This is a genomic window from Pseudomonas sp. FIP_A4 (genome assembly GCF_036701605.1).
In the GTDB taxonomy this organism is placed as follows: Bacteria; Pseudomonadota; Gammaproteobacteria; order Pseudomonadales; family Pseudomonadaceae; genus Stutzerimonas; species Stutzerimonas phenolilytica.
This window is the reverse complement of the sequence record NZ_JAYDXP010000126.1, coordinates 433,077-456,061: the sequence shown is the minus strand read 5'-3', so window position 1 is coordinate 456,061 and position 22,985 is coordinate 433,077. Positions and strand designations below refer to the sequence as shown.

Sequence of the window (22,985 nt, the reverse complement as noted above, 5' to 3'; positions counted from 1 at the left end):
CAGTTCGCTCCATGATGCAGTTGTTAGGGTTCTTGTAATGCCTCAGGCCGCCTGCAGCGGGTCCAGCGCACGGACGTGCTCGACATGCCAGCCGATCGGCACCACATCGCCCACGCGCAGGGCGTGGTCGAACTCGGCAATTGGCTGCTTGACGAAGAAGTCGCTGACCCCGCAGACCTCCAGGCGGATGCGGATGTGGTCGCCGAGGTAGATGAACTCGGCAACACGACCGGTGAAGCGGTTCGGACAACTGGCGCTGGCGCCGTTGAGCAGCACGCGCTCCGGGCGAATCGACAGGTTGACCGGACTGCCCGTGGCGCCGACGTTGACCGCCAGCGCCTGGACGGTTTCGCCGCGCTCCAGCTTGACCGTGCAGCTGTCGCCGCGCTGTTCCAGCAGGTGCGCCGGCAGCCGATTGTTCTCGCCAAGGAAGTTGGCGACGAAGGTGTTCAGCGGCTTTTCGTAGAGGGTGCACGGGTCTTCGATCTGCTGGATCTGTCCCTGATGGAACACCGCGACGCGATCGGACATGGTCAGCGCCTCACCCTGATCGTGGGTGACGTACACAACGGTGACGCCGAGGCGCTGGTGCAGGTGCTTGATCTCCATCTGCATCTGCTCGCGCAGCTGCTTGTCCAGCGCGCCCAGGGGCTCATCCATCAGCACCAGCTGCGGCTCGAACACCAGCGCCCGGGCCAGCGCCACGCGCTGCTGCTGGCCGCCGGAGAGCTGCGCCGGATAGCGGTTGCGAAAGCCCTCCAGCTGGACCATCGCCAGCGCCCGCTTGACCCGCTCCTTGATGTCCGGCTTGGCCATGCCGCGCACGCTGAGGGGGAACGCCAGGTTTTCCGACACGGTCATGTGCGGGAACAGCGCGTAGTTCTGAAACACCATGCCCATGTCGCGCTTGTGCGGCGGCACGTTGTTGATCGCCCGGCCGTCGAGGAGGATTTCTCCGGCGGTGGGCGTCTCGAAGCCGGCCAGCATCATCAGGCTGGTGGTCTTGCCCGAGCCGGACGGCCCGAGCAGGGTGAGGAATTCGCCGCGGCGGATGTCCAGGTTGAGATCCCGGACAATCAGCGACTCGCCGTCATAGCTCTTCTGGACGCCGCGAAAGCTCACCAGGATATCGTTCGCCGTTGACTCGACCATGCTGCTGCACCTGCCTAACCGTTGAACCGTGGCCACAGCGTAGAAGGGCGACGGGCACGGCAAAATCGGCGCAGCGGAGCGATTGGCCTAGGCGTTGGGGAGAGTCGCGTGTAGGGAACGCCCTACAGACGGGTCGGCGGGCGGCGCTCAGACCAGCTTGTGCTCCAGGGCGTAGCGCACCAGGTCGGCCACCGAGTGCGCGGCCAGCTTCTGCATCAGGCGGGCCTTGTGGGTGCTGATGGTCTTGCTGCTCAGGGCCAGCTTGCCGGCGATGTCGTTCACCGAATCGCCCTGTACCAGGCGTTCGAACACCGAGTACTCGCGCTCGGACAGCAGCGCATGGGGCGGTCGCGAATCGGTCAGACCGACCTCGAAGACCATGCGGTCGGCCAGCGCCGGATCGATGTAGCGCCCGCCACCGGCGACCTTGCGCAACGCGGTGAGCAGCAGCGCCGGCTCGCTGTCCTTGGTCGCGTAGCCGGCCGCGCCGATCTTCAGCGCGCGCGCGGCCATCTGCGCTTCGTCGTGCATCGACAGCACCAGCACCGCCGGGGGCTGGTTCAGCGCGCGTATCCGCGGAATCGCCTCGAGGCCGTTGACGCCCGGCATGGAGATATCCAGCAGCACCACGTCGCAGCTGATCTGCCGCAGCTGGTCGAGCAGCTGCTGGCCGTTGGCGGCCTCGCCGACCACCTGCATGTCGTGGGCCATGCCGATCAGCTGCTTGATGCCCTCGCGGACGATGGTGTGATCCTCGGCGACCATGACTCTGATCATGACGACAGTGCTCCCGTGCTGGTGGCTGATGAAAGCGGCGCGGGGTCCAGCGGCACCCGCGCGGTGATGGTGGTGCCCCGGCCGGGCTGGCTGTCGATGCTGAGCTGCCCGCCGAGCATCTGCACCCGCTCGCGCATGCCGACCAGGCCGAACGAGCTGCCCGGTCCGCGGGCCGTCTCGACGAAGCCGCGGCCGTCGTCGCCGACACGCAGGCAGAGCATGTCGTCCTCGACCGTCAGCTGCACGCTGACCGTCTGCGCCTGGGCATGGCGCATCACGTTGGTCAGCGACTCCTGCAGGATGCGAAACAGGCCGATGGCCTTGGCGTTGCCCAGCGGCAGCGGACATTCCGGCACCTCGACCAGACAGGCCACGCCGCTGCGTTCCTCGAAACGTCGCCCCTGCCATTCCACTGCCGAAGCGAGGCCGGCGTCGAGAATCGGCGGGCGCAGCGCGGTGGCGACGTCGCGCACCCGCTGGAACAGCTGGGCGATCAGCCGCTTCATGCTCTGCAGGCGTTGCGCCAGGGCCGGGTCGAGGCCGGCGAACCCGAGCTCGCACATCGAGATTTCCAGCTTGAGCACGGTCAGCACCTGGCCCAGCTCGTCGTGCACTTCGCGGGCGATGTGCGCCTTCTCTTCCTCGCGCACCGTCTCCAGGTGCGCGGCCAGCTCACGCAGCTGCACGCGCGAGGCATCCAGCTCCAGCTCGATGCGCTTGTTCTCGGTGATGTCCCAGACGATGCCGTCCCACACCTGGCGGCCATCGGCCGGGCCGCGCACGGAGGCGCGGATATCGGCCCAGCGCACCTCGCCGTCGCGGTTGAGGATGCGTCCCTGCCAGCGCCAGTCCTTACCCTGTTCCAGCGCCAGCTGCTGGCTGGCCCAATAGTCGGCCTCGTCATCGGCATGCACCAGACTGCGGATACCCCGCTCCGGCTCCAGCAGGCGCTCGGCGGAATAACCCACCAGACGCTGGCTGGCCTCACTGATATAGGCAATGCGCACCGCGCCCTGCGGCGCCTCGCGCTCGAGGCGGAACACCAGCCCCGGCACGTTGCCAGCCATGGCCTTGAGCCGCGCCTCGCTTTCCTGCAGCTGCGCACTGGCGCGACGGCGCTCGGTGACGTCGGCGAGAAACACCACCAGATACTCGCGGCTGCCGAAGCGCAGGAAGCTGTAAGTGATCGCCGCGGGAAAGCGTTGACCATCGGCGCGTTGCCACTCGCATTCATGCACTTGGCGGTCGTTCTCGCCGGTGCGCGCGGCGCGCCAGCGCTCGAGCCAGGCTTCCATTCGCAGCGTCGGATCGAGCGTATCCAGCGGGCAATCCAGCAGTTCGCCGCTGGCATAGCCAAGCAGCGATTCGGCCGCCTGGTTGGCGTAGCGCACGCGGCTGTCCCAGTTCAGCCAGAGGATGCCGACGGTGCTGTGATCCAGGCAGAACTGCGTGAGCCGCTGCGACTCCTCGGCGGCCTCGCGCAGCTCGATGTCGCGCCGCGCGGCCTTCAGCCGGGTTTCCAGCAGGCCATGCTGATGGCGCTGCCAGCCGAACATCAGCAGGCAGATCAGCAGCAGCACGCCCAGCAGCAAGCTGAGGCTGCGCCAGTAGCCGACTTCCCGACCAAGATCGATACTGCGCGGCTTGAGCCACTGGTCCTGCAGCTGCGCGAACTCCCGCGCCGGGAACTCGCGTATGGCGCTGTCGAGCAGCGCGGCAAGCGCGGGGCTGTCGCGCCGCGAGGCGATGCGCAGCAGCTGCGGGCTGCCCAGATCGCCGACCACTACCAGCGGGGCGTACTCGATCTGCTGCGACAGACGGCCAAACAGCGGTTCGTCGATCACCGCGTAGCTGGCCTTGGCTTCCAGCACCTGACGCAGCGCATCGGCCTGGCTGGCCGCAGTCAGCACGGTGATGTTGGGGTAGTTGGCGGCAAGAAATTCGGTGACCGAGCCCGGCCCCTCGGCGGCGATCAGCTCGCTGGGGTGCAGCAGCTCGAGGTCGATGGCGCGCGGGCCGTCGCGGTCGCCGACGAGCAGGCGTGCAATGCGCAGAAACGGGTCGCTGTAGCGCCACAGCCGCAGGCCGGCCGGTGTCTGCCGCAGACCGGGCGCCACGTCGATCAGTCCGTCACGGGCGGCGTTCTCGAGCGCGGCCTCATCGTCGAAGCGGCGCCAATGCAGCCGCACACCCAACTGTGCGGCGATCTGCTCCATCAGCTGCACATGGAAGCCTGACAGGCGCCGTTGACGCTGGTCATACTCCGCATAGGGCGCGCCCATCACCACCCCGACGCGCCACTCGCGCTGACCATCCAGCCAGGCTCGCGCGCCCTCGTCCTGCGGCGCGGCATGCGCGGCGAAGGGCAAAAGCAGCACGAACAGAACGAGGCGGCGCAGGGTGGAAGCAAGCATATATTCACGCAATCGATGGGCGTGCCGACACGCTGTTGTAATGCATAAACCCTGCCGGCGCCAGCATGGCTCCGGCCTCGATACGGGAGACACTCCATGCGTCGCGTGCCTGCTTTCGCGCTGGTGCTCGGCCTTGCCATTGGTGGCGTTGCGCCACGGATCAGCTCTGCGCAAGAGCCGCAGCCGCCACAGCAGAAACCGGCGGACGAAGCCCCGGCCACGCCACGATCAGCCGTGCAGCCGCGCAGCGCCGCTCAGGCCGAAGGCTTGCGCCGACAGCTCGACCAAGCCGCGCAACTGCAGCTCGGCAGCGAAGACGTCTTTCTCGCGCTCTGGCAACCAGCGAATACGCCCAAGCCGCGCGGGGTGCTGATCATCGTGCCGAGCGAAGGCGAAACTGCGGACTGGCCACGTGTCGTCGCGCCGCTGCGCCGCGCGCTCCCCGAACATGGCTGGCATACTCTGAGCCTTACGCCCACCGATGCAATGGCGGATCCGCTGGCGCGCCTGACGACGCCCGCGCAAGCAGCCCCCTCTGCGCCGGCCGAGGACGAGGCAGCCGAGGACGACATCGATGCCGATGCCTCGCCACAGCCCGCCGACGCCGGCTATCTGCCCGAGCAGACCGCCCCCGCCGATGACGAGCCGTCCGCGGAGCCCACGCCGCCGCAAGAGGACGCCGCGCCTGCGAACGTCGAGCGCATGCAGGCGCGCCTTGCCGCCGCGGTCGAGCATGCACGGTCCGCGAAGCCGGCGGAGATCGTGCTCATCGGCCACGGCACCGGGGCCTACTGGGCGAGTCGGTACCTGGCGCAGGATTCACCCAAGGACATCCGCCAGCTCATCGTGATCGATCCGCGACGACCGGCGCCGGCCGAGCAATCACTGGAGGACACGCTGGCGGCATTACCCGTCGCGGTAGGCGACTTCCATACCGATGAGCGGCCGGCGGCGCAGCGGCAGGCGCTGCAACGCCGCAACGCGGCGCGGCGCGCCGACCATCCGGACTATCGTCAGGTCGCCCTGCCGGCGCTGGCGGCCGATCGCGACGGCGCGCAAGAACAACTGGTGCGCCGCGTACGCGGCTGGCTGGATCGTCAGCCGCCGCGCTGAGGGGCAATCAGCGGAAACCGCGGCGCTCGCGGATCAGCGTGTAGGCGCTATGCAATTCGCGCGTGCGCTCGGTGGCCTCGCGCACGGCGGCCGGACTGGCGCCAGCGCCAGCCTGTTTGTCCGGATGATGCTTGCTGAGCAGGCGCCGATAGGCGCGCTTGATCGTCGCCGGATCGGCATCGTGGCGCACGCCGAGCAGACGCAGCGCCTGTTCGTAAGCACCCGCCCGGCTCATCGGCGCTTCCTGACCGCGTGCCGCAGCGTGATCGAGTGCCGCTACGGCGGCGCCGTCCCAGCCCATCCACTTGCCCCAGAGGAGGATCAGCTCGTGCTCGCGCGTGCCCATCTGTCCGTTGGCCCGCGCCATGCGCCAGCAGGCTTCCAGCAAGCGTGCCGCCTCCTCGCGCCGCTGGCGCAGGCGGGCGAGCGGCGCACGCAAGGCCACGTCGCTGGCCTTGCCGCGATAGAACGCCTCGATCGCCGCGCGCTGGGCCGCACCGTCCAGACGCAGACGACGCATCTCCGTCCGTGCCGCCTGTATGTGCGCCTCGCTGACGCGCCCGCCGCTCTTGGCCAGACGCCCGAGCAAGAAGAACAGCAGCTCGTTGCCGCGCATCTCGTCGCGGCTCGCCAGCCGTTCGCGCAGCCCCGCCCACGACGTCCAGCCGAAGCGGCGATCCAGCATCTGGCCGAGCAATCCGCCGAGCAGCGCGCCGGGAATGCTCGCCAGCAGCCAACCGATCAGCGCTCCCAGCGCCGTGAGCGGCCAGACCATCAGCAGCGTGCCCCGAGCAGGTGCTCGACTTCGGCCAGCCGCTCATGGGTGCCGACATCCACCCAGCGCCCGCGGTAATGCTCGCCCGTCACCTGTCCGCTTGCCATCGCCTGGCGCAGCAACGGGGCCAGCTTGAAGGCGCCGGCCGTGCACTCGCGAAACAGTGCCGGATGCAACACGGCCATACCGCTGTAGGTCAGCTTCGAGGCTGCACCGCCCTCGCTCACCCGACCATCGAGCAGACAGAAATCGCCCTGCGGGTGATGCGCCGGATTGTCCACGAGCACCAGATGGGCAAGACCGCTGAGCGGCTGGCGCAGCGCGGTAAAATCGAAGTCGGTCCAGATATCGCCGTTGACCACCACGAACGGCTGCTCGCCAAGCAACGGCAGCGCACGCTGGATACCGCCGCCCGTCTCCAGCGGCTCGCCTTCGGCGGAATAGCGAATGCGCACACCGAAGCGCGCGCCGTCGGCCAGGTAGTCCTCGATCTGCTGACCTAGCCAGGCATGGTTGACCACCAGCTCGGCGAATCCCGCCTGCGCCAGCGCACGCACGTGGTATTCGATCAACGGCACACCGGCGGCTCGCACCAGCGGTTTGGGCGTATGCAGTGTCAGCGGCCGCAGGCGCTCGCCCTTGCCGGCGGCGAGGATCATCGCCTTCATGGGCGCGGCTCCGCCGGCAGGCTACGCAGCAGCGTGGCCAGCTCGGCCAGCTCCGGGCGCCGCGCCAGCACCGTCTCGATGTAGGCGAAGAAGCGCGGCACGTCGGCCAGGTAACGCGGCTTGCCGTCGCGATGACAGATGCGCGCGAAAATGCCGATCACCTTGAGGTGACGCTGCACGCCCATCAGATCGCTGGCGCGCTGCAGCTCATCGAAGCTGTCGGGCACGGCGATTCCGGCGTCGCGCGCCTTCTGCCAGTATTCCCGCAGCCAACCCTGCACGCGCGCTTCCGGCCAGCTGACGAAGGCATCCTTGAACAGCGAGGTGATGTCGTAGCTCACCGGGCCGAGCACCGCGTCCTGGAAATCCAGCACGCCTGGATTCGGCTCGCTGAGCATGAGGTTGCGCGGCATGTAATCGCGATGCACCAGCACCCGTGGCTGTGCCAGTGCCGAGTCGATCAGCACACCACAGACACGCTCCCAGGCTTGCTGCTGGCCATCGTCGAACGTGCAACCGAGATGGCGCTGCACGTACCACTCGGGGAACAGCTGCAGCTCGCGCCGCAGCAGCGCCTCGTCGTACAGCGGCATCGGCACCTGCAGCGGCTGTCGCTGAAAGGTCAGCAGTGCGTCGATGGCGTCGGCGAACAGCTGATCGGCGTTGTCCGCATCGATCACGTCCAGGTAGGTCTGCCGACCGAGATCGCTCAACAGCAGGAAGCCGCGCTCGAGATCCGCCGCCAGCACCTGCGGTACATGCACGCCGGCCGCCGCCAACAGGCCGGCGATCTTGACGAAGGGCCGGCAGTCTTCCTGCGGCGGCGGCGCGTCCATGACGATCAGGCTGCGGCCATCGCGCTCCCAGCGGAAATAGCGGCGAAAGCTTGCGTCGCTGCTGGCTGCGGTCAGCTGCGCAACCGGCACGTCACCCCAACCGTTGGCGGCAAACAGGGCAGGCAGTTCTTGCTCCAGCCAGGCACGAACGTCCTGCAGGCGGTGATCTTGGTGAGGCATCGGGCGGTCTCCACGGCGCTAGCCGATAGGCGGGTCATGCTTTATTATCCGGCATCTTTCTCAGCCCATCGAGAGGCGTGCGGCTCAGCCGGACGATGGCTCGCCGCAAGCACGGACCCCAGAACAAGATGGCAGTCAAATATCCCGCGTTTCGTAGAAAATTCCCTCTTCTGATGACTGGCGGCCTGTTGGCGATGCAGCCGATGACCGCTCCGATGCTGCTGGCTGCCGAGCAGTTTGCCTGCCAACCCGGCGCCGGTGGTGGCTGGTCATGCGCCACCAGCACTCCGACCGCCAAACTGCCGCCCCGGCCGAATCAGGCCGCCACCGATAGCGCCGAGGCGATCGCTGCCAGCGATGGCAAGGCAGACACCAGCGCCAAACTGGTGACGGAGAGCAAGGGCCGCGCCCTCGCCTCGCGCAGCGCCGACTACAGCCATCTGGATTGGGTGCCGCGCGATCAGCTGACGGCCGCCCAGCTTGCCGAAACCGGCCCCTACTGCGCCGGCACCTACGTCGAACCCGACCGTCCGGGCAAGCTCGACGACACGCCGATGAGCGAGGCGCCCACCTACGTTTCCGCGAAGGCGACCCGCTACGAGCAGGAACAGGAAGTCGCCACCCTGGCCGGCGATGTCGTATTGCGCCAGGGCAGCATGCAGGCCGAAGCCGACGAAGCCAGTCTCTATCAGCTGGAGAACCGCGGCGAACTCAACGGCAACGTTCGCCTGCGTGATCGCAACGCCCTGATGGTCGGCGACCGCGCGGAAATCTTCCTCGACACCGGTGAAGCCAAGGTCGAGAACGCCGAGTACGTCGTGCACTCGGGCAAGGTGCGCGGCAGCGCGCTGTACGCCAAGCGCGAAGAGAACGCGATCATCCGCCTCAAGGACGGCACCTATACCCGCTGCGAGCCAGGCGAAAACAGCTGGCACCTGAAGGGCAACAACGTCACGCTTAACCCGGCCACCGGCTTCGGCTCGGCCACCAACGTGACGTTGCGGGTCAAGGACGTTCCGGTGTTCTACACACCGTACATCTATTTCCCGATCGACGATCGCCGCCAGTCCGGCTTCCTCGCGCCGAGCATCGGCTCCTCCAGCGACACCGGCCTGTCGCTGCAGACACCCTACTACTTCAACCTGGCGCCGAACTTCGACGCCACGCTCTACCCGCACCTGATGACCGATCGCGGCCTGCTGATGGAAGGCGAATTCCGCTACCTGACCCGCAGTAGCGAGGGCCAGATCGGTGCCGCCTACCTGGACGACAGCAACGACGACCGCAAACTGCAGTCGGAGTACGAAGACCAGCGCTGGATGTACAGCTGGCAGAACCGCAGCGGCCTGGATTCACGCCTGCTCGCCGAGGTGGACTACACCGACCTCAGCGATCCGTACTATTTCCAGGACCTGGACACGAATCTAGGCATCAACCAGCCCGACCACCTCGATCAGCGCGGTACCCTGACCTGGCGCGGCGACAGCTATACCGCGAGGCTCAATGTCCACGGTTACGAGCGTGCCACGGTGGCCGACATCACGCCCTATGAGCGCCTGCCGCAGCTGACCCTCGATGGACGCCTGCCGTTCCAGCCGGGCGGCCTGAACTTCGCCTACAAGACCGAGTTCGTCAGCTTCCAGCGCAACCTGCGTGACGGCAATTTCATCAACGAAGACGGCAATCCGGAACGCTGGTACGACGATCGTTTGCGCGGTCTGACGCGTGCCGAAGGCGAACGTATCCATCTGGAACCGGGCGTCAGCCTGCCGCTGGACTGGAGCTGGGGCTTCGTCAAGCCATCGCTGAAATACGCGTACACCCAGTACGATCTGGATCTCGACGCGACCGGGCAGCGCACTCTGGGCGCCTACGAATCATTCGATCGCAACCAGAATCGCGGCGTGCCGATCTTCAGCGTCGACAGCGGCCTGTATTTCGATCGCGATACGCAGTGGTTCGGCAAGGACTACCGGCAGGCAATGGAGCCGCGGCTGTTCTACCTCTATGTGCCGGAAGAGGATCAGACCGATATTCCCATCTTCGACACGGGCGAAAGCAGCTTCAGCTACTCCTCGCTCTGGCGCGAGAACCGCTTTTCCGGCCGTGACCGTATCGGCGACGCCAATCAGGTATCGCTGGGCGTGACCAATCGCTGGATCGAATCCAACGGCTTCGAGCGGCAGCGCTTCAGCATCGGCCAGGCGTTCTACTTCGAAGATCGCAAGGTCCAGTTGCGCGGCATTGATTACCGCACGCGCGCCAGCGCAACGTCGTCGGTTTCGCCATACGCGCTGGAATACATGTATCGCTATAACCGCGACTGGAACTTCACTTCGACGTTCAATTGGGATCCGGACGAGGGGCGTACCCGCTCGGGCAGCGCCATGTGGCACTACCAGCCGGCGGACAACCCGAACAAGATCGTCAATATCGGCTATCGCTATCGCAACGACACCATGCGTTTCGATCAGGCGACCGGCGAATGGACCTATGGCGGGGACTATGGACGACCCGGCCAGCCGAACTACATCAAGGACTACTACAAGATCAACCAGCATGACTTCTCGTTCATCTGGCCGGTGGTCCCGCAGTGGAGCGTCATCGGGCGCTGGCAGCACGACTACAGCCGCAGCCGCACACTGGAAGCCTTTGGCGGCTTCGAGTACGACAGCTGCTGCTGGAAGCTGCGGCTGATCAACCGCTACTGGATCGACTACGACGAAACCAGCCTCAACCCCGATCTCAACGACGAGCCGGACACCGGTATCTTCCTGCAGATCGTGCTCAAGGGACTGGGTGGCGTGGTCGGCAATGCGACCGAAACATTCCTCGACGAAGGCATTCAAGGCTACCGTGAACGTGAAGACCAAGCTTTCTGATTACCTGCGCCCGCTCGTGGCGGGCGCCCTGCTGCTGGGCAACGCTGCACTGATTCCTCTCGCAAGCGCCGAGGTACAGCCGCTGGATCGCGTGGTCGCCATCGTCGACAACGACGTCATCATGCAGAGCCAGCTGGAACAGCGCATCCGCGAGGTCCAGCAGACCATCGACAAGCGCGGTGCCGATGCGCCGCCGATGGACGTCCTGCGTCAGCAGGTGCTCGAGCGCCTGATCACCGAGAACCTGCAGCTGCAGATCGGCGAGCGCTCGGGCATCCGTATCTCCGACGAAGAGCTCAACCAGGCGATGGGCACCATCGCCCAGCGCAACAACATGACCCTCGAGCAGTTCCGCAACGCCTTGGCCAACGATGGCCTGAGCCTGGAAACGGCGCGCGAGCAGATACGTCGCGAGATGATCATCAGCCGTGTGCGGCAACGGCGGATCGCCGAGCGTGTACAGGTTTCCGACCAGGAAGTACGCAACTTCCTAGCTTCGGACCTGGGCAAGCTCCAACTGTCCGAAGAGTACCGGCTGGCCAACATCCTCATCGCGGTGCCCGAGGGTGCCGATTCGGCCACCATCCAGGCGGCGGAGCGACGCGCCAACGAAACCTACGAGCAGCTTCAGCAAGGCGCCAACTTTGCCCAGCTGGCGGTTGCCCGCTCGGCCAGCGAAAACGCCCTGGAAGGCGGCGAGATGGGCTGGCGCAAGGCCGCCCAGCTGCCACCGCCGTTCGACAGCGACGTGCGCGAACTGGCGGTGGGTGAATTCACCCGTCCGGTACGCACACCACCGGGTTTCATCATCCTCAAACTGCTGGAAAAACGCGGCGGCGATACCCAGGTGCGCGACGAGGTGCATGTTCGCCACATTCTGATCAAGCCGAGCGCCATCCGCAGCAACGACGAGGCGCGCCTGTTGGTACAACGTCTGCGCGAGCGCATCGTCGCTGGCGAAGACTTCGCCGAACTGGCGAAGAATTTCTCGGAGGATCCGGGCTCGGCGCTCAACGGCGGCGACCTCAACTGGATCGATCCGGCCGCTCTGGTGCCGGAATTCCGTGAAGTGATGGCCAATACCGCCAGCGGCCAGCTGTCTCCGGTGTTCCAGTCGCCCTTCGGCTGGCACATCCTGGAAGTTCTGGGGCGTCGCGCCACCGACACCAGCGAAGAGTTCCGCGAGCAGCAGGCCCTTAATCTGCTGCGCAACCGTAAATACGACGACGAGCTACAGGCCTGGCTGCGCCAGATCCGTGACGAGGCGTACGTGGAAATCAAGCTCTAAGCTGATAGCCGGAAGTACCCAGGGTGATGGACCGACCGGTGCGTCACCCTTTTTTTTGCGCCACTGTTTTTTTTCGAGGCCCCCATGTCCCCTTCGCGTCCCTTCGCCCTGACCCCCGGAGAACCTGCCGGCATCGGCCCCGACCTGTGCCTGCTGCTGGCGCGTCGGGCCCAGCCACAAGCACTTATCGCCATCGCCAGCCGCACCTTGCTGGCCGAACGCGCGGGGCAATTGGGACTGGACATCGCGCTGCTCGATGTCGGCCCCGGCGCCTGGCCGAGCGCTCCGGCGCCGGCCGGCAGTCTGTATGTCTGGGATACTCCACTCGCCGCGCCGGTGACGGCCGGCCATCTGGACGCCCGGAATGGCCTCTATGTGCTGGAAACCCTTTCCCGCGCCGGGCGGGGCTGCCTCGACGGTCACTTCGCCGGGATGATCACCGCCCCCGTGCACAAGGGCGTAATCAACGAGGCGGGTATCGCCTTCTCCGGCCATACCGAATTTCTCGCCGAGCTGACCCATACCGAACAGGTCGTCATGATGCTCGCCACGCGCGGCCTGCGCGTGGCTTTGGTCACTACCCACCTGCCGCTCAAGGAGGTCGCCGCGGCGATCACGGTCGAGCGGCTGACCCGTGTCGCGCGCATCCTGCATGCCGATCTGGTCGGCAAGTTCGGCATTGCCCGGCCGCGCATTCTGGTCTGCGGGCTCAACCCGCATGCTGGCGAGGGCGGGCACCTGGGCCGCGAGGAAATCGAGATCATCGAACCGACGCTGCAACGCCTGCGCGGCGAAGGGCTGAACCTGATCGGTCCGCTGCCGGCCGATACGCTGTTCACGCCCAAGCACCTCGACCAATGCGACGCGGTGCTGGCGATGTATCACGACCAGGGCCTGCCGGTGCTCAAGTACAAGGGCTTCGGTGCCGCCGTAAATGTCACCCTCGGCCTGCCGATCGTGCGCACCTCGGTCGACCACGGCACCGCGCTGGACTTGGCCGGCACCGGCCGGATCGATACCGGCAGCCTGCAGGTGGCTCTGGAAACAGCCTACCAGATGGCCAGCCCGCGCTGAGCCGAGGCTGGCGCGCTGCAGGGGGATGTCACTTACACATTCACAGACGCCCCTGAATCCGTGCGAACCGGGCGGACCGCCTACAGCGGCACCGCCTTTCGCTGTTAAACTGCACGCCTTTGCCTTACCGTTCTCGGCTCCTGCTTGACGCTTGCAGCTTGAGGCTTGGAGCTGCCGTTATGTCCGACTACCAACACCGCGCACGCAAGCGCTTCGGCCAGAATTTCCTGCACGATGCCGGCGTCATCCATCGCATCCTGCGCGCCATTCATCCCAAGGCGGGTGAACGGCTGGTCGAGATCGGCCCCGGCCAGGGTGCACTCACCGAAGGCCTGCTCGACAGCGGCGCGCATTTGGACGTGGTCGAACTGGACCTCGACCTGATTCCCATCCTGCAAAGCAAATTCGCCGGGCGCGAGAATTTCACCCTGCATCAGGGCGATGCGCTGAAGTTCGACTTTGCGCGCCTGAGCGAAAAACCGGCCAGCCTGCGCATCGTCGGCAACCTGCCCTACAACATTTCCACCCCACTGATCTTTCATCTGCTCGAGCACGCCGGACTGATCCGCGACATGCACTTCATGCTGCAGAAGGAAGTGGTCGAGCGCCTGGCCGCCGAACCGGGTGGCGGTGACTGGGGCCGGCTGTCGATCATGGTGCAGTACCACTGCCGCGTGGAGCATCTGTTCAACGTCGGTCCGGGCGCGTTCAATCCTGCGCCCAAGGTCGATTCGGCCATCGTCCGTCTGGTGCCGCACGAGACGCTGCCGCATCCGGCACGCGACCACCGTCAGCTCGAGCGGGTGGTACGCGAAGCCTTCAACCAGCGCCGCAAGACGCTACGCAATACGCTCAAGGGTCTGCTCGACGCCGAGGCCATCGAGGCCGCGCAGGTCGACGGTGGCCTGCGCCCCGAACAGCTCGACCTCGCCGCATTCGTCCGTCTCTCCGATCAACTCGCGCTACGCAGCTAGCGGCGCGCCTACCGAGTCGAGTCTGCCATGACCGAAGACCGCCGCTACCGCATCGACGTCAGCGTCACGCCCCGCTATCTGACTGCGCAGTCCGAGCCGGAACAAAACCGCTATGCCTTTGCCTACACGGTAACGATCGAAAACACTGGCGAGGTGGCGGCGCAGCTGCTGGCGCGACACTGGATCATCACCGATGGCGACGGCAAGGTGCAGGAAGTCCGTGGTGCCGGCGTCATCGGCGAGCAGCCACTGATTGCTCCGGGCGAGCGGCACGTCTACACCAGCGGCACCCTGCTGGCGACGCCGGTCGGCAGCATGCAGGGCAGCTACGAGATGCGCGCCGAGGATGGCCACGCTTTCACGGCCCCCATCGCGCCGTTCCGCCTCGCCGCACCCGGAGCACTGCATTGACCACCTATGCTGTCGGCGACCTGCAAGGTTGCCTCGAACCCCTCAAATGCCTGCTCGAGCAGGTCGACTTCAGCCCCTCGCGCGACTGCCTGTGGCTGGCTGGCGATCTGGTCAACCGCGGCCCGCAATCGCTCGAAGCCCTGCGTTTCGTACGTGATCTGGACGGCTCAGCCATCACCGTGCTGGGCAATCATGACCTGCACCTGCTGGCGATCGCACATGACATCGAGCGCCTGCGCAAATCCGACACGCTCAGACCGATCCTCGACGCCCCCGACCGCGCCGACCTGATCGACTGGCTGCGCCGACAGAAGCTGCTGCACTACGACGCCGAGCGCCACACCGCGATGGTGCACGCTGGCATTCCGCCGCAGTGGACGCTGGAGAAAGCCCTCAAGCGTGCGGCTGAAGTCGAGCTGGCGCTGCAGGACGACGCGATGCTGCTGCCCTTTCTCGACGGCATGTACGGCAACCTGCCCGCCAAGTGGAGCAAGGACCTGCACGGCGTACCGCGGTTACGCCTGATCACCAACTACTTCACCCGCATGCGTTTCTGCAAAGCCGACGGCACGCTGGAGCTGGAAAGCAAGGAAGGCCTGGACAGCGCACCGAAAGGCTTCGCGCCCTGGTTCAGCCACCCGCAGCGCAAGACCCGCAACGTCAAGCTGATCTTCGGCCACTGGGCGGCGCTGGAAGGCAACTGCGACGAACCCAACGTATTCGCCCTGGACACCGGCTGCGTCTGGGGCAACGCCATGACCCTCATGAACCTCGACAGCGAAGAACTCCTGCGCTGCGATTGCGACCATGGAACCGCAGCATGACCGACTTCAAGCGCATTTCCCCCGACACCGCCCAGCAGATGCGCGCCGCCGGCGCCGTGGTGGTCGATATCCGCGACCCACACAGCTACGCCAGCGGCCACATCAGCGGCTCGACACATCTGGACAATCATTCGCTGCCGGACTTTATCGCCGCCGCCGACTTCGACCATCCGCTGATCGTCACCTGCTACCACGGCCATTCGAGCCAGAGCGCCGCGGCCTATCTGGCCAACCAGGGATTCTCCGACGTCTACAGCCTGGACGGTGGCTTTGAACTCTGGCGCGCCACGTTCCCACTGGACGTCGAGCGCGGCGACGATCCCGCGTAAATAAATCCCAGCCTTCACGCCGCGCCAGTCGCGGCCTCCGAGCGTCCCGGCGGCATCACGTCCCGGGAAAATGCCGCCCTCGTCCTTCGCTGCGCCGAATCCGAACTATCCTTGAGTTCAGGCCATCCAAGAAATGAAAGCCGTACGCGGCTTCCAGAATCAGGTTTCGACCATTAGGTGTTCGGGGGAACTCCACTGGCCGCCCTTTCGGCCGGGCTCCAGGATGCCTGATGACAACGCCGGCTCCGTGCATCGACCGAGGTGAAGTCATGAGCATTTTCAGTCACTTCCAACAACGATTCGAAGCGACCCGCCAGGAAGAATACTCGCTGCAGGAATATCTCGATCTGTGCAAGCAGGACCCGAGGACCTACGCCACCGCCGCCGAGCGGCTGCTGATGGCCATTGGCGAGCCCGAGCTGGTCGATACCTCCACCGACCCGCGGCTGTCGCGGATCTTCTCCAACAAGGTCATCCGCCGTTACCCCTCGTTCGAGGACTTCCACGGCATGGAAGACTGCATCGACCAGATCGTTTCCTACTTCCGCCACGCCGCGCAGGGCCTGGAAGAGAAGAAGCAGATTCTCTACCTCCTTGGCCCGGTGGGCGGCGGCAAGTCCTCGCTGGCCGAGAAACTCAAGCAGCTCATGGAGCGCGTACCGTTCTACGCGATCAAGGGTTCGCCGGTGTTCGAGTCGCCGCTGGGGCTGTTCAACCCCACTGAGGATGCGCAGATTCTCGAAGAGGATTACGGCATCCCGCGGCGCTATCTCAACTCGATCATGTCGCCGTGGGCGACCAAGCGCCTGCAGGAATTCGGCGGCGACATCAGCCAGTTCCGCGTGGTCAAGCTGTACCCGTCTATTCTCAACCAGATCGCCGTGGCCAAGACCGAGCCGGGCGACGAGAACAACCAGGACATCTCCGCACTGGTTGGCAAGGTGGATATCCGCAAGCTCGAGGAATTCCCGCAGAACGATGCCGACGCCTACAGCTACTCGGGGGCGCTGTGCCGGGCCAACCAGGGCCTGATGGAATTCGTCGAAATGTTCAAGGCGCCGATCAAGGTGCTGCACCCGCTGCTGACCGCCACCCAGGAAGGCAACTACAACAGCACCGAGGGGCTGGGCGCGATTCCGTTCAACGGCATCCTGCTGGCCCACTCCAACGAATCGGAATGGCACACCTTCCGCAACAACAAGAACAACGAGGCCTTCATCGACCGCATCTACATCGTCAAGGTGCCGTACTGCCTGCGCGTGACCGATGAGGTGAAGATCTACGACAAGCTGCTGATCAACAGCTCGCTGGCCCAGGCCCATTGCGCGCCGGACACCCTGAAGATGCTCGCGCAGTTCAGCGTACTGAGCCGCCTGAAAGAGCCGGAAAACTCGAACATCTACTCGAAGATGCGCGTCTACGACGGCGAAAACCTCAAGGACACCGATCCCAAGGCCAAGTCGATCCAGGAATACCGCGATGCTGCCGGCGTCGACGAGGGCATGAATGGCCTGTCGACCCGCTTCGCCTTCAAGATCCTCTCCAAGGTGTTCAATTTCGACCCACACGAGATCGCCGCCAACCCCGTGCATCTGCTCTACGTACTCGAACAGCAGATCGAGCAGGAACAGTTCCCCGCCGAGGTGCGCGAGCGCTACCTGCGCTACATCAAGGAATATCTGGCGCCGCGCTACATCGAGTTCATCGGCAAGGAAATCCAGACCGCCTACCTCGAGTCCTACAGCGAGTACGGGCAGAACATCTTCGATCGCTACGTGCTGTACGCCGACTTCTGGATTCAGGACCAGGAGTACCGCGATCCGGAAACCGGCGAGATTCTCAACCGCGGCGCACTCAACGAGGAGCTGGAGAAGATCGAGAAGCCGGCCGGCATCAGCAACCCGAAGGACTTCCGCAACGAGATCGTCAACTTCGTGCTGCGCGCCCGCGCCAACAACAATGGCAAGAATCCAAGCTGGCTCAGCTACGAGAAGCTGCGCGTGGTGATCGAGAAGAAGATGTTTTCCAACACCGAGGACCTGCTGCCGGTCATCAGCTTCAACGCCAAGGCCAGCAAGGAAGATCAGAAAAAGCACAACGATTTCGTGGTGCGCATGGTGGAGCGTGGCTATACCGAGAAGCAGGTTCGCCTGTTGTCGGAATGGTATCTGCGGGTGCGTAAATCGCAGTAACACGGCCCCAGCTCGCCAGCCCGCGCGGACGGTGCACCTGACCGGCCGCGCGGGCTGGCGGTCTGCAGCCTGAGAAGCCTGCAGTTGGCCGGAGGGCCCTTATGAGCTACGTCATCGACCGTCGTTTGAATGGCAAGAACAAGAGCACGGTAAACCGCCAGCGTTTTCTGCAGCGTTACCGTGGGCATATCAAGAAGGCAGTGGAGGAAGCCGTCAGCCGGCGTTCCATCACCGACATGGAACACGGCGAACAGATCAGCATTCCGGGCCGCGACATCGACGAACCGGTGCTGCACCACGGTCACGGCGGACGCCAGACCATCGTCCACCCGGGCAACAAGGAATTCGTTGCCGGCGAGCGCATCCCACGACCGCAGGGCGGCGGCGGGGGTGGCGGCAGCGGTCAGGCCAGCAACACGGGCGAAGGCATGGATGACTTCGTGTTCCAGATCACCCAGGAGGAATTCCTCGACTTCATGTTCGAGGATCTGGAACTGCCCAACCTGGTCAAGCGCCACCTGGCCGGCACCGAAACCTTCAAGACCGTGCGCGCCGGCATCAGCAACGAAGGCAATCCGTCGCGCATCAACATCGTGCGCACCCTGCGTTCGGCCCATGCACGGCGCATCGCGCTGTCGGGCAGCAGCCGCACCAAGCTGCGCGAGATGAAAGCCGAGCTGACCCGCCTGCTGCTGGAGGAACCGGACAACTTCAACGACATCAAGGCCACCGAGGCCGAGATCGAACGCCTCAGCGCTCGGATCAACCGCGTGCCGTTCCTCGACACCTTCGACCTCAAATACAACCTGCTGGTCAAACAGCCGAACCCCAGTTCGAAAGCGGTGATGTTCTGCGTGATGGACGTGTCCGGCTCGATGACCCAGGCGACCAAGGACATCGCGAAGCGCTTCTTCATCCTGCTGTACCTGTTCCTCAAGCGGAACTACGACAAGATCGATGTGGTGTTCATCCGCCACCACACCAGCGCCAAGGAAGTCGACGAGGAAGAGTTCTTCTACTCGCGCGAGACCGGCGGCACCATCGTCTCCAGCGCGCTGAAAATGATGCAGGAGATCATGGCCGAGCGTTATCCGGCCAACGAATGGAACATCTATGCCGCGCAGGCTTCGGACGGCGACAACTGGAACGACGACTCGCCGTTGTGCCGCGACATCCTGATCAACCAGATCATGCCGTTCGTGCAGTACTTCACTTACGTCGAAATCACCCCGCGCGAACACCAGGCGCTCTGGTACGAGTACAACCAGGTCGCCGAGGCCTTCGCCGACTCGTTCGCCCAGCAGCAGCTGGTCAGCGCCGCCGACATCTATCCGGTGTTCCGCGAGCTGTTCCAGCGGCGCATCAACGCCTGAGGAGATGCCATGAAACGACAGCCCATCTCCACCGGCTCGGAATGGACCTTCGAGCTGATCCGCGCCTACGACCGCGAGATCGGCCGCCTCGCCGAACGCTACGCGCTGGATACCTACCCGAACCAGATCGAGGTGATTACTGCCGAGCAGATGATGGACGCCTACGCCTCCGTCGGCATGCCCATCGGCTACCACCACTGGTCCTACGGCAAGCACTTCCTCAGCACCGAGAAGGGCTACAAACGTGGGCAAATGGGCCTGGCCTACGAGATCGTGATCAACTCCGATCCCTGCATCGCCTACCTGATGGAAGAGAACACCATCTGCATGCAGGCGCTGGTCATCGCCCACGCCTGCTACGGCCACAACAGCTTCTTCAAGGGCAACTACCTGTTCCGCACCTGGACCGACGCCAGCTCGATCATCGATTACCTGGTGTTCGCCAAGCAGTACATCACCCAGTGCGAGGAGCGCCACGGCATCGATGCGGTGGAGGACCTGCTCGACTCCTGCCATGCGCTGATGAACTACGGTGTGGACCGCTACAAACGCCCCTACCCGATTTCCGCCGAGGAGGAACGGCGCCGGCAGAAGGAACGCGAGGAGCACCTGCAGCGGCAGATCAACGACCTCTGGCGCACCATTCCCAAGAGCGCCGGCAAGGGTGACGAGGCCGACGACGGCAAGCGCTTCCCGGCCGAACCGCAGGAGAACATCCTCTACTTCATCGAGAAGCACGCGCCGCTGCTCGAGCCCTGGCAGCGCGAAGTGGTGCGCATCGTGCGCAAGATTGCGCAGTACTTCTATCCGCAGCGCCAGACTCAGGTGATGAACGAGGGCTGGGCCACGTTCTGGCACTACACGCTGATGAACGACCTCTACGATGAAGGCCTGGTCACCGACGGTTTCATGATGGAATTTCTCCAGGCTCACACCAGCGTGATCTACCAGCCCGGCTTCGACAGCCCGTACTACAGCGGTATCAACCCCTACACCCTGGGTTTCGCCATCTACAGCGATATCCGCCGCATCTGCGAACAGCCCACCGAGGAGGACCGCCGCTGGTTCCCCGACATTGCCGGTAGCGACTGGCTGACCACGCTGAAATTCGCCATGCAGAACTTCAAGGACGAGAGTTTCATCCTGCAGTTCCTCTCGCCCAAGGTCATCCGCGACCTCAAGCTGTTCAGCATCCTCGACGACGACCGCAAGGACGACCTGCTGGTGCCGGCGATCCACGACGAAAACGGCTACCACGTCATCCGCGAACTGCTCGCCGCGCAGTACAACCTCGGCAACCGCGAGCCCAACGTGCAGGTCTGGAGCGTCGACCGCCGCGGCGATCGCTCGCTGACGCTGCGCCACCAGCAGCACGACCGCAAGCCGCTGGGCAGGTCCACGGACGAGGTGCTCAAGCACCTGCACCGCTTGTGGGGGTTCGACGTGCACCTGCAATCGATGCAGGGCGAACAGGTAGTCAACGCCCATCACATGCCGCCGCAGCCCGAACCGGAGGCCGAAAGCCGCTTCCCGGGAATGAATTTCGCCTGACGACGGCACCCGCGCCGCCCCCGCGAGATGGCGGGGGCGCGCTAATCCTTTATCCTCCGCGCCAACGGAGGTAAACATGCAGATCTACAAGGTAGGCGGCGCCGTGCGCGATCGCCTGTTGGGCCGCGAAGTGACCGAGGTGGACTGGGTGGTGGTCGGCGCCACGGCCGAGGCCATGCAGGCGCAAGGCTTCCGCCCGGTCGGCGCCGACTTCCCGGTGTTCCTGCATCCCACGACGGGCGAGGAATATGCGCTCGCGCGTACCGAGCGCAAAAACGGTCGCGGCTACGGGGGCTTTGTCTTCCATGCCAGCCCGGATGTCACGCTCGAGCAGGACCTGATTCGCCGCGATCTCACCATCAATGCGATGGCCGAGGACGCCGAAGGCCGGCTCTACGATCCTTACGGCGGCCAGCGCGATCTTGAGGCGCGACTGCTGCGACACGTATCCCCGGCCTTCGCCGAAGATCCGCTGCGTGTGTTGCGGGTGGCGCGCTTCGCTGCCCGCTATGCGCCGCTGGGCTTTCGCGTCGCCGAGGAAACCCGCGCACTGATGGCCGATCTGGCCGCGTCCGGCGAGCTGCAGGCACTCACCCCCGAGCGCAGCTGGAAGGAAATCTCCCGCGCACTGATGGAGCCGCGCCCCGACGTGTTCATTCAGGTGCTGCGTGATTGCGGCGCGCTCGGCGAACTGTTTCCTGAACTGAATGCGCAGCTCGCACGCTCGGCCAGCGCGGCGCAGCCGCTGCTGCGGACCCTGCTCGAATGCGCGCTCGACCAGCAGCCGCTACCGGTACGCTGGGCCTGCCTGCTGGCCATGCTGGACGACACGGCCATCGAGGGGTTGAATGCACGCAGCAAGGCACCGCGCGATTGCCAGGAGCTGGCCTTGCTGGTTGGTCACTTCCACGATGACGCCAGCCGCGCGGCCGAACTGACGTCTGCCGAGCTGTTCGAGCTGTTGCAGCACCTCGACATCCAGCGGCGCCCCGAGCGCTTCGAGCTGTTCCTGCAGGCCTGCGTCCTGCTCGCTCGCGGTCGCGGCGCAGCCTTTCCTCAAGCCGACTACCTGCGTGGCGCGGCGCAAGCCGTCCGCGCGGTGACGGTGCAACCGCTGATCGAACAGGGATATCAGGGCGCCGAACTGGGCGAAGCGCTCAAGCGCACGCGGCTGGAGGCCGTCGCCCGCTTCACCCGCGCTCGGACCGAGTGCGCAGCATCAGGCCGGGATGCCTGATCGCGGCTCCTGCAGCAGCTCCAGCGGCGTCAGTTCGGCGCCTCGCCAGTAGAAACTCACCGGCCACAGCTGCTGGTCAATCCGCGCCTCGCGCCAGAGTTCGGCAAAGCTGCGGCCGACACCGGGATGCCGCTGCTCGGGCACCAGCAACGCCAGCGGCCGAAGCACAAAGGCATTCTTCAGGATCTCAGTGCGAGGCAGGCGCAGCCCGTCGAAGTCACCGACCAGCGTGTCGTAGAGCAGTACGTCGATATCCAGCGGCAGCCCCTTGCGCTCCGGCGCATAGCGACCGTTGTCCGCTTCGATGAACTTGAGCCGGCGATCCAGCTCATTGAGCGGCAGCGCGGTTTGTCCGGCCACCACTAGGTTGTAGAAATTGTCGCCCTTGTAGCCCACCGCCAAGCTCTCGAATACCGGCGAGCAACGCATGTCGGTCAGCAATTCGGCCAGCGCATCAAGGCCGGCACATAGGTGATTCTCGCGCTCGATGTTGCTGCCGAGCCCGAGCAGTACCGGAGTCAGCGGCATCCGCGTTCGATCTCCACGCCCAGTGCCCGGGCCCGCGGGTTGACCCCGGGTTTGGTCACGCGCAACCGCAGCCAGACGATGCCGAACTCCTGCATCAGGCTCGCCGCCAGCCGCTCGGCGAAGGTTTCCACCAGTTCGAAACGCGCTGCCGCGGCAAACCGATCGATCATCGCAGCGACCTTGGCGTAATCCAACGCCTTGTCCAGCTCATCCTCGGCGGCTGCCGGACGGATGTCCCAGCCCAGGGTCAAGTCCAGGCGCAGGCATTGGCGAATGCCGCGCTCCCAGTCGTAGGCACCGATCACGGTGTCGACTTCCAGACCCTCGATGAAAACTGTATCCACGTAGCATTCTCCCGCGACACGACAAGCACCGGCCGCATCGTTAGACTCAGGAGCCTCCTGCCC

20 protein-coding genes are annotated in these 22,985 nt (G+C 65.1%); 12 read left to right on the top strand and 8 right to left on the bottom strand.

Features of this window, described 5'->3' with window-relative positions; genetic code table 11:
- Nucleotides 1–42: 42 nt before the first annotated feature.
- From U8L64_RS15290 to U8L64_RS15280, 3 genes are all read right to left on the bottom strand, one after another.
- Complete coding sequence (locus U8L64_RS15290) at nucleotides 43–1,152, bottom strand: ABC transporter ATP-binding protein (RefSeq protein ID WP_043298908.1); 1,110 nt, start codon at nucleotides 1,150–1,152, stop codon at nucleotides 43–45.
- Nucleotides 1,153–1,299: 147 nt separating this feature from the next.
- Nucleotides 1,300–1,929, bottom strand: coding sequence for a response regulator (locus U8L64_RS15285; RefSeq protein ID WP_077682660.1), 630 nt, complete (start codon nucleotides 1,927–1,929; stop codon nucleotides 1,300–1,302).
- Nucleotides 1,926–4,343 carry a PAS domain-containing sensor histidine kinase gene (locus U8L64_RS15280; protein ID WP_333398177.1) on the bottom strand — a complete coding sequence of 806 codons (2,418 nt, stop codon included), beginning with the start codon at nucleotides 4,341–4,343 and terminating at the stop codon, nucleotides 1,926–1,928. The genes U8L64_RS15285 and U8L64_RS15280 overlap by 4 nt, the downstream gene beginning before the upstream one ends.
- A gap of 96 nt (nucleotides 4,344–4,439) precedes the next feature.
- Between U8L64_RS15280 and U8L64_RS15275 the strand changes: the two genes are divergently transcribed.
- Entirely contained in the window at nucleotides 4,440–5,456 is a 1,017-nt protein-coding gene (locus tag U8L64_RS15275; RefSeq protein WP_333398176.1) for a DUF3530 family protein, read from the top strand.
- A 7-nt stretch (nucleotides 5,457–5,463) separates the two neighbouring features.
- Here U8L64_RS15275 and U8L64_RS15270 read toward each other — a convergent pair whose 3' ends face one another.
- From U8L64_RS15270 to U8L64_RS15260, 3 genes are read right to left on the bottom strand one after another with little or no spacing between them, the layout of a single operon-like run.
- On the bottom strand, nucleotides 5,464–6,231 hold the full coding sequence (locus tag U8L64_RS15270; protein WP_043298901.1) for a DnaJ domain-containing protein: 768 nt from the start codon (nucleotides 6,229–6,231) through the stop codon (nucleotides 5,464–5,466).
- Complete coding sequence (murU, locus tag U8L64_RS15265; RefSeq protein WP_333398175.1) at nucleotides 6,231–6,899, bottom strand: N-acetylmuramate alpha-1-phosphate uridylyltransferase MurU; 669 nt, start codon at nucleotides 6,897–6,899, stop codon at nucleotides 6,231–6,233. The genes U8L64_RS15270 and murU overlap by 1 nt, the downstream gene beginning before the upstream one ends.
- Nucleotides 6,896–7,915, bottom strand: coding sequence for an aminoglycoside phosphotransferase family protein (locus tag U8L64_RS15260; protein ID WP_333398174.1), 1,020 nt, complete (start codon nucleotides 7,913–7,915; stop codon nucleotides 6,896–6,898). The genes murU and U8L64_RS15260 overlap by 4 nt, the downstream gene beginning before the upstream one ends.
- A gap of 128 nt (nucleotides 7,916–8,043) precedes the next feature.
- Between U8L64_RS15260 and U8L64_RS15255 the strand changes: the two genes are divergently transcribed.
- The 11 genes from U8L64_RS15255 to U8L64_RS15205 all read left to right on the top strand — a co-directional run bounded on the left by U8L64_RS15255 (nucleotide 8,044) and on the right by U8L64_RS15205 (nucleotide 22,050).
- On the top strand, nucleotides 8,044–10,797 hold the full coding sequence (locus tag U8L64_RS15255) for an LPS-assembly protein LptD (protein ID WP_333398173.1): 2,754 nt from the start codon (nucleotides 8,044–8,046) through the stop codon (nucleotides 10,795–10,797).
- Nucleotides 10,778–12,085, top strand: coding sequence for a peptidylprolyl isomerase (locus tag U8L64_RS15250; protein ID WP_054094502.1), 1,308 nt, complete (start codon nucleotides 10,778–10,780; stop codon nucleotides 12,083–12,085). The genes U8L64_RS15255 and U8L64_RS15250 overlap by 20 nt, the downstream gene beginning before the upstream one ends.
- Nucleotides 12,086–12,169: 84 nt before the next feature.
- Nucleotides 12,170–13,159 (top strand): 4-hydroxythreonine-4-phosphate dehydrogenase PdxA, encoded by a 990-nt coding sequence (gene pdxA / locus U8L64_RS15245; RefSeq protein ID WP_333398172.1) that lies wholly within the window; start codon nucleotides 12,170–12,172, stop codon nucleotides 13,157–13,159.
- 179 nt (nucleotides 13,160–13,338) lie between these two features.
- The gene (rsmA, locus tag U8L64_RS15240; protein ID WP_043298892.1) at nucleotides 13,339–14,133 is read left to right on the top strand and encodes a 16S rRNA (adenine(1518)-N(6)/adenine(1519)-N(6))-dimethyltransferase RsmA; all 795 of its coding nucleotides are present in this window, start codon (nucleotides 13,339–13,341) and stop codon (nucleotides 14,131–14,133) included.
- Nucleotides 14,134–14,160: 27 nt separating this feature from the next.
- A complete protein-coding gene (gene apaG, locus U8L64_RS15235; protein ID WP_043298891.1) occupies nucleotides 14,161–14,544 on the top strand; it encodes a Co2+/Mg2+ efflux protein ApaG in 384 nt (127 codons plus the stop codon).
- Complete coding sequence (locus U8L64_RS15230; protein ID WP_043298889.1) at nucleotides 14,541–15,368, top strand: symmetrical bis(5'-nucleosyl)-tetraphosphatase; 828 nt, start codon at nucleotides 14,541–14,543, stop codon at nucleotides 15,366–15,368. The genes apaG and U8L64_RS15230 overlap by 4 nt, the downstream gene beginning before the upstream one ends.
- On the top strand, nucleotides 15,365–15,697 hold the full coding sequence (glpE, locus tag U8L64_RS15225; protein ID WP_333398171.1) for a thiosulfate sulfurtransferase GlpE: 333 nt from the start codon (nucleotides 15,365–15,367) through the stop codon (nucleotides 15,695–15,697). The genes U8L64_RS15230 and glpE overlap by 4 nt, the downstream gene beginning before the upstream one ends.
- 269 nt (nucleotides 15,698–15,966) lie before the next feature.
- Nucleotides 15,967–17,889 carry a PrkA family serine protein kinase gene (locus U8L64_RS15220; protein WP_008568271.1) on the top strand — a complete coding sequence of 641 codons (1,923 nt, stop codon included), beginning with the start codon at nucleotides 15,967–15,969 and terminating at the stop codon, nucleotides 17,887–17,889.
- Nucleotides 17,890–17,990: 101 nt separating this feature from the next.
- The gene (locus tag U8L64_RS15215; RefSeq protein ID WP_043298886.1) at nucleotides 17,991–19,262 is read left to right on the top strand and encodes a YeaH/YhbH family protein; all 1,272 of its coding nucleotides are present in this window, start codon (nucleotides 17,991–17,993) and stop codon (nucleotides 19,260–19,262) included.
- 9 nt (nucleotides 19,263–19,271) lie between these two features.
- Nucleotides 19,272–20,813 carry a SpoVR family protein gene (locus U8L64_RS15210; protein ID WP_054094464.1) on the top strand — a complete coding sequence of 514 codons (1,542 nt, stop codon included), beginning with the start codon at nucleotides 19,272–19,274 and terminating at the stop codon, nucleotides 20,811–20,813.
- Between the two features lie 76 nt (nucleotides 20,814–20,889).
- Complete coding sequence (locus U8L64_RS15205) at nucleotides 20,890–22,050, top strand: multifunctional CCA tRNA nucleotidyl transferase/2'3'-cyclic phosphodiesterase/2'nucleotidase/phosphatase (RefSeq protein WP_333398170.1); 1,161 nt, start codon at nucleotides 20,890–20,892, stop codon at nucleotides 22,048–22,050.
- Here the strand turns inward: U8L64_RS15205 and folK are convergent.
- Both folK and folB read right to left on the bottom strand, forming a co-directional pair.
- Nucleotides 22,033–22,578 (bottom strand): 2-amino-4-hydroxy-6-hydroxymethyldihydropteridine diphosphokinase, encoded by a 546-nt coding sequence (gene folK / locus U8L64_RS15200; protein WP_333398169.1) that lies wholly within the window; start codon nucleotides 22,576–22,578, stop codon nucleotides 22,033–22,035. The genes U8L64_RS15205 and folK overlap by 18 nt on opposite strands.
- Nucleotides 22,569–22,922, bottom strand: a complete 354-nt coding sequence (folB, locus tag U8L64_RS15195; RefSeq protein ID WP_043298879.1) for a dihydroneopterin aldolase — start codon at nucleotides 22,920–22,922, stop codon at nucleotides 22,569–22,571. The genes folK and folB overlap by 10 nt, the downstream gene beginning before the upstream one ends.
- Nucleotides 22,923–22,985: the final 63 nt, after the last annotated feature.